General features: G+C 66.8%; 6 protein-coding genes. All 6 read left to right on the plus strand.

The window, feature by feature from the left end:
- A partial coding sequence (locus ACNPP0_RS24010) for a winged helix-turn-helix domain-containing protein (protein ID WP_448707214.1) occupies window positions 1-283 on the plus strand: 283 nt, incomplete at its 5' end.
- A gap of 91 nt (window positions 284-374) precedes the next feature.
- Entirely contained in the window at window positions 375-1,751 is a 1,377-nt protein-coding gene (locus ACNPP0_RS24015; protein ID WP_332612399.1) for a heavy metal sensor histidine kinase, read from the plus strand.
- A 124-nt stretch (window positions 1,752-1,875) separates the two neighbouring features.
- Window positions 1,876-3,624: a copper resistance system multicopper oxidase gene (locus ACNPP0_RS24020; RefSeq protein ID WP_448707225.1), complete on the plus strand. Its 1,749-nt coding sequence runs from the start codon at window positions 1,876-1,878 to the stop codon at window positions 3,622-3,624.
- Window positions 3,625-4,590: a copper resistance protein B gene (locus ACNPP0_RS24025; RefSeq protein ID WP_448707215.1), complete on the plus strand. Its 966-nt coding sequence runs from the start codon at window positions 3,625-3,627 to the stop codon at window positions 4,588-4,590.
- Window positions 4,591-4,682: 92 nt separating this feature from the next.
- A complete protein-coding gene (locus ACNPP0_RS24030) occupies window positions 4,683-5,138 on the plus strand; it encodes a DUF411 domain-containing protein (protein ID WP_332612401.1) in 456 nt (151 codons plus the stop codon).
- A gap of 97 nt (window positions 5,139-5,235) precedes the next feature.
- Window positions 5,236-6,432 carry a phosphoglycerate dehydrogenase gene (gene serA / locus ACNPP0_RS24035; protein WP_448707216.1) on the plus strand — a complete coding sequence of 399 codons (1,197 nt, stop codon included), beginning with the start codon at window positions 5,236-5,238 and terminating at the stop codon, window positions 6,430-6,432.
- The last annotated feature ends 22 nt before the right edge of the window (window positions 6,433-6,454 follow it).

Consider the following 6,454-nt stretch of genomic DNA (forward strand, 5'->3'; position numbering starts at 1 on the left):
GCCCCCCCGCCGCGCCCAACGCGGCGGCCGCCGGCTGGATTTGACCGCCAAGGAATTCAGCCTGCTGGCCCTGCTGCTGCGCCGCCAGGGCCAGGTGCTGTCGCGCACCACGCTGGCCGAACAGGTGTGGGACATGAATTTCGACAGCGATACCAACGTCATCGACGTCGCGGTGCGCCGCCTGCGCAGCAAGCTGGACGACCCGTACGACACCAAGCTGCTGCACACGGTGCGCGGCATGGGCTATGTACTGGAATCGCGCAGCCACCCGCTGCCGGCATGACGCGGGCTGCCGAGCGGCCGCGCCGATGAAGCCGCCCCATGAAGCCGCCTCCATGACGCCGCCCCGCCCGCGGCCACCCCGCATCCGCTCCATGCAGGCCCGACTGACGTTGCTGCTGGGCGCCATCGCGTTGCTGGTTTCCAGCCTGGCGGGCGCGACCTTGTTCTGGGCGCTGAAGCGCGAAGTGGAACGCCAGGAAATCACCGAGGTCAGCGGCAAGCTTGAACTGATCGACCACCTGATCGACATGCAGAACAGCGCCAGCGGCCTGCACGACCTGGCCGCCACCTTCGACGAGATGCGCGCCGGGCAGGGCCAGCTGGGCATCTGGATCGTGGACGCGCAAGGCCATGCCGTCTACGGCGGGCCCCCGCCCGACACCCTGGAAACGGCGGACGGCCGGCAAGTCGTTCTGCAAAGCGCCGATGGCGGCCGCATGCGCGGGCTGCGCGTGGCCATGAACGACCGAATTCTGCCCGGCGCGCAGCTGACGGTGGCCGTCAGCACCCGCACCAGCGCACAATTTCTGTATGCCTACGGCACGGCGCTGGTGCTGATCTGCGCGCTGTGGGTCGGCGCCACCGTGGTGCTGGCGGCCTGGGCCGTGCGGCGCAGCATGGCGCCCACGCGCCGCCTGTCCGAGCAGGCCGCCCGCATCCGCCCCGACAATCTGGCGCATCGCCTGCCGCTGGCCGACACCGATCGCGAACTGCACGAGCTGGTCATATCGTTCAACCGTACGCTGGAGCGGCTGCAAGCGGCATACCAGCAGATGGAAGGCTTTAACGCCGACGTGGCGCACGAGCTGCGCACGCCGCTGGCCACGCTGATCAACGGCACTCAGGTCATGCTGTCGTCACCCCGCGATGCCGCCGAGCTGCGCGACGCGCTGGAGTCCAATCTGGAAGAACTGGAAGACCTGAAGACGCTGGTCAACGACATGCTGTTTCTGGCGCGCGCAGACCGGGGCGAACTGGCGGCCGATCTGGCGCCGGTATCGCTGGCCGCCGAAGCGCGCCGCGTGGCGGACTATTACGAAGCGATGCTGGAAGAGCAAGGCGTGCATCTGCGCTGCGAAGGCGATGCCAAGGTGGTGGCCAACGCCGGGCTGGTGCGCCGCGCGCTGGCCAACCTGATCGCCAACGCGATCAAAGCCACGCCGGCCGGCGGCGACATCGTGGTGTTGTGTTCGGCCGTGCCGGGCGGCGCGCGGGTCGAAGTGCGCAACCCCGGCACGCCGATTCCTGCCGCCGACCTGCCCCGCATCTTCGACCGATTCTTCCGGTCGGGCGCCAGCCGCGCGCCGCGCAGCGAAGGCCATGGCTTGGGCCTGGCCATCGTGCGCGCCATCGCCCGCATGCACGGCGGCGACGTCGACGCAACGTCGGACGCCAGCGGCACCGTGGTGGGCATCACGCTGCGCGGACCGGGGGCATTCCGGTCCGATTTTCCGCACGACGTGGCGTAGCGCTATCCGCCGCGCGGGACGTCGAACATTACAAAAACGTAATCTACGCGACAGGATCGGGTCACCGCCGCCTTCCTACAGTGTCATCACGGTCATTCCATCAAGGATTCTTGTGAAAGACGCTATGCCGCGTATCGGCCACGACACGCCCTTCGCCACCCCCCGCGCGGCGGTCTCGCGCCGCCGCTTCGTACAGGGCCTTGCCGCCGGTGGCGCCTTGGCGTCGCTGGGAGCCTGGCGCGCGGCGCTGGCCGCCCCCCCTGCCGCCGCCGAACTGCGCGGCACCGAATTCCATCTGGAAATCGGCGAAACACCGGTGAACTTCACCGGCGCTGCCCGCATCGCCACCATCGTCAACGGCCAGCTGCCCGCGCCGCTTCTGCGCTGGCGCGAAGGCGACACCGTCACGCTGCATGTGACCAACCGGCTGCATGAGCAAACGTCGATCCATTGGCACGGGATTCTGCTGCCTTCGGACATGGACGGCGTACCGGGGCTGAGCTTTAACGGCATCGACCCCGGCCAGACCTTCACCTACCGCTTTGCCGTGCGCCAAAGCGGCACGTATTGGTATCACAGCCACTCGGGCTTTCAAGAGCAGACCGGCCTGTACGGCGCAATCGTCATCGACCCCCGCCATCCGGACCCCGTCGCCTGCGACCGCGACTACACGGTGCTGTTGTCCGACTGGACAGACGAAGACCCGATGCGTGTCTTCAACAAGCTGCGCGTGATGCCCGACTACTACAACGGCATCCAGCCCAGCGTGCAAAGCCTGTCGGCCGATGCGCAACAACGCGGCTGGGGCGCCGCGTTGTCCGAGCGTCTGATGTGGGAACAGATGCGCATGAACCCGACGGACCTGGCCGACGTGTCGGGCGCCACCTACACTTTCCTGACCAACGGCGCGACGCCGGCCGGCAACTGGACGGGCCTGTTCAAGCCGGGCGAACGCGTGCGGCTGCGCTTCATCAATGGGTCGGCAATGACGTACTTCGATGTGCGCATACCGGGCTTGAAGATGACGGTGGTGGCCGCCGATGGGCTGGACGTGCGGCCCGTGGACGTCGAGGAATTCCGCATCGGCGTGGCCGAAACGTATGACGTCATCGTCGAACCCAAGGACGAGCGGGCCTACACGATTTTCTCGCAGGCCATGGACCGCTCCGGCTATGCGCGCGCCACCCTGGCGCCGCGCGCCGGCATGCAGGCCGAGGTGCCGGAACTGGACCGCGTGCAACTGCTGGGGATGATGGATATGGGCATGTCGCATGGCACGTCGCATGGCATGTCGCATGGCACGTCGCACGGCATGCCGCACGGTTCCCCATCCGCGCAAGGCAGCATGGTGCCGGTCAAGCACCCGTACCCGACGGAACGCGGCGTGGGTAATTCCATGTTGCCGGACGTGGTGTCCACGCGCCTGGACGACCCTGGCGTGGGCTTGCGCGACAACGGCCGCCGCGTGCTGACCTACGCGGACCTGCACTCGGTGCATCCCCCCGAGGACAACCGCGAGCCCTCGCGTGAAATCGAATTGCACCTGACGGGCAACATGGAACGCTACATGTGGTCGTTCAACGGCGTGAAGTTCTCGGACGCCAAACCCATCCTGCTGCGCTACGGGGAACGCGTGCGCTTCGTGCTGGTGAACGACACGATGATGACGCACCCCATTCACCTGCATGGCCTGTGGAGCGATCTGGAATCGCCCGACGGTGCGTTCCAGGTGCGCAAGCACACCATCACGCTGAACCCCGCGCAGCGCCTGAGCTACCGCGTCAGCGCCGATGCGCGCGGACATTGGGCGTATCACTGCCACCTGCTGTATCACATGGAGGCCGGCATGTTCAGAGCGGTCGTGGTGGAGTAAATGATGAAACCCCTTACCCCTTTGATGGCCCTGTGCGCCCTGACGATGACGCTGGCCACGGCGGCCGCGTCCGCCCAGCCCGCCGGCGTCGATCATGGCGCGATGGATCACGGCGCGATGGACCATTCCGGCATGCGTCACGGCGCGGCCCAAGCGCCTGCCCCCGCCGCAACGGATCACGCCAACATGGACCATGGTGACATGGGGCATGACGGCCCTCCCCAAGCCGCTCCGACGCCCCCCGCCGCGCCGCCGGTGGGCAGCCTGCCTACCAGCGATGGCGCGGCCGAGCGCGGCTACGACAGCTACGGCATACATCCGCACATGATGGACGACATGCCCGCCTGGCAGGTGCTGTTCGACAAATTCGGCGTGTCGCACAACCGTGATGGCCAGAACGCGCTGCAATGGGACGGGCGCTTCTGGTTCGGCACGGCCACTGACCGGCTGCTGGTCAAATCGGAAGGCGAACGCGAGAACGGCGAGGGCTCGGACGGGAAAGTTGAAGCGTTCTGGAGCCACGCCGTCTCGCCGTTCTGGGACCTGCAACTAGGCGCTCGCCGCGACATCGGCACCGGCCCCAAGCGCAACTGGGCCGCCATCGGCATTGAAGGCGTGCTGCCCTACAACATCGAACTGGAAACCACGGCCTACGTGGGTGCATCGGGTCGCACGGCACTGGCGCTAAAAGCGGAGTACGACCTGTTGTTGACCCAACGGCTGATCTTCACGCCCGAACTCGAAGCCAGCCTGTACGGCAAGGCCGACCCCGCGCGCGGCGTCGGTTCGGGGCTGGCCGAAGGCTCGCTGTCGTTCCGGTTGCGCTACGAAGTCACGCGTGAATTCGCCCCGTATATCGGCGTATCCTTTGACCGGAAGTTCGGCCAGACGGCGCGCTACGCGTCCGACGCAGGCGCCAGCCGATCGCAAACCGCGCTGATGGCCGGCGTGCGATTCTGGTTTTGACGGCCGTGGCCGCATCAACGCCGCTGCCGTCGCATCACGGTGACAGTCGCCGTCACAGCGCCCACTTTTTTCCTTTACCCGATCGGAGCATCATGAACGTTTCCCGCCTGACTCGCCTTGTTCTTGCCGCCGCGCTGTGCGCGCCGACCTTCGTCATGGCCCAAGGCCCCGTCAAGGTCGAGGTCTGGAAAACGCCCACCTGCGGCTGTTGCGAAGACTGGGTCAAGCACATGCGCGATAACGGCTTTACCGTGGCCACGCACGATGTGCAGGACACCGGCCCCATCCGCCGCAACGCGGGCATGGCGGACTACGGGTCGTGCCACACCGCGATGGTCGACGGCTATGCGGTCGAAGGCCATGTGCCGGCACGTGACATACGCCGCCTGCTGCTGGAAAAGCCCGACGCGGCGGGCTTGGCCGCCCCCGGCATGCCGCTGGGATCGCCCGGCATGGACGGCCCCGAATACGGCGGGCGCAAAACCCCCCACGACGTGCTGCTGGTGGACAAGCAAGGCGGCGCGCGGGTGTACGAGACCTACCGTTGAAACAATTCATCCACACCGTCCCAATGGCTACTCCTTGCACTGCAGCAAAAATGCGCCACAATAAATAAAACGCACTTCTCACCCCCCCCTGGCAGTCATGGCAAAAATCGTCCTGTTCGAGAACATCCATCCGAGCGCCCGCGCGGTCTTCGAAGCCGCCGGCTACACCGATATCGTCACGCACGCCGCCGCATTGCCGGCGTCGCAGCTGCACGACGCCCTGCGCGGCGCGCATGTGGCGGGGATCCGTTCTCGCACGCACCTGGACGCCACGCTGCTGTCCAGCCCCGACCTGCGCGTGGTGGGCTGCTTTTGCATCGGCACCAACCAGGTCGACCTGGACGCGGCCATGCAACGCGGCATCCCGGTGTTCAACGCGCCGTTTTCCAACACCCGCTCGGTGGCCGAGCTGGTGCTGGGCGAGGCCATTTTGCTGTTGCGCCGGATTCCGGAAAAGAACGCCCGCGTGCATCTGGGCCATTGGGACAAGAGCGCCGCCGGCGCCTTTGAAACCCGTGGCAAGACGCTGGGCATCGTGGGCTACGGCAACATCGGCTCGCAGATCAGCACGCTGGCGGAAGGCCTGGGCATGCGCGTCGTGTATCACGACGTGGAAGCCAAGCTGCCGCTGGGCAACGCGCGCCCGGCCGGCACGCTGAACGAGCTGCTGGAACAGGCCGACGTCGTCACCCTGCACGTGCCGGGCGGCAAGTCGACCGAGAACATCATGAACGCGGAAACCATCGCGCGCATGCGTCGCGGGTCCATCCTGATCAACGCCTCGCGCGGCGCGGTGGTGGACATCGACGCGCTGCACGCGGCACTGAAGTCCGGCCATCTGGCCGGCGCGGCGCTGGACGTCTTCCCGACCGAACCCAAGAGCGCCGACGAGCCCCTGGCCAGCCCGCTGATCGGCATGCCCAACGTCATCCTGACCCCGCACATCGGCGGCAGCACGCAGGAATCGCAAGAGAACATCGGCCGCGAAGTGGCTGAAAAGCTGGTGCGTTTCCTGCAAGCCGGCACCACCAAGGGCGCGGTCAACTTCCCCGAACTGCCGTACCTGGAACCGGCCGGCGCCACGCGCATCCTGCACGTGCACCGCAACGCGCCGGGCGCGTTGGGCACGCTGGACAACCTGATGGCGCAGCATGGGCTGAACATCGTCAGCCAGACGCTGCAAACCAAGGGCCAGATCGGCTACGTGATTACCGACGTGGAAGGTCAGGTGGATGACATCGTCATGACGACGTTGCGCAGCCATCCCATCACGGTTCGCTGCGACCGGCTGTAACGCAGTCAAGGCCGACAGGCGC

This window comes from Achromobacter semiaridum (genome assembly GCF_053543755.1).